Raw genomic sequence first — 712 nt, forward strand, 5'->3', positions numbered from 1 at the left:
GGGGTAACCTACACGACGGCCACCACGCAGGATGGCCGTCTTTGCGTTATGGCGTCCGGCAACACGTCTGCCAGAAAGCAACTTCTTGGGGCAGCTGGCTTTCGCTGGAACCCGGAGCGAAAGGTCTGGTGGCGTTATGCCGACTGAACACGGTACCAACAGACATGAAGCGGGGAGGGCCATACGGCTCTCCCCGCTTCATTCGTATGGAGCAACGCATGCATACCAAGAGCACGTCTTCCCTTGATGGTCCAGTGATCCCGGCCTCGACTATTACCCACAACACCCCGCCCTCTGAGGCCCCTCTCGCCGTGCTGCACACTGCGCTTCACGCGCATAGCCTTCAGGCGACACAAAGCCAGCTGGGCAATCGGAGTGCCTACATCGGCATGTCGGATGTAGGGCATGCGGTCGAGTGTTTGCGATCAGCTGTCGCCCGCAAGCTAAGCACTTCCGGCCCCACGAATACGCCTGCGCTCAAACGTCTGCTGACACTGCAACGCGGCCACTGGCAGGAGCAGGGCATCATGGAGGCACTGTCCGCCGCCGGGCATACCTTCATTCCGCAACTGGAGATTGCAGCTGCCTTCCATGGCGTCCCGATCAGAGCGCATCTCGACCTCACGCTTATACGATCGAACCCACACCCCTGCATTCAGGTCTGGGAGCTCAAGAGCAACCAGCGCCTGCCTGAAACCCTCTATACAGCCAA

1 pseudogene is annotated in these 712 nt (G+C 60.1%); it reads left to right on the forward strand.

Going from position 1 to position 712, the window contains the following annotated elements:
- Positions 1 to 218 precede the first annotated feature (218 nt).
- Positions 219 to 712, forward strand: a pseudogene (locus tag FVW27_RS18185) (hypothetical protein); the annotation flags it as partial.

Source organism: Nitratidesulfovibrio liaohensis, from assembly GCF_011682075.1.
In the GTDB taxonomy this organism is placed as follows: Bacteria; Desulfobacterota; Desulfovibrionia; order Desulfovibrionales; family Desulfovibrionaceae; genus Cupidesulfovibrio; species Cupidesulfovibrio liaohensis.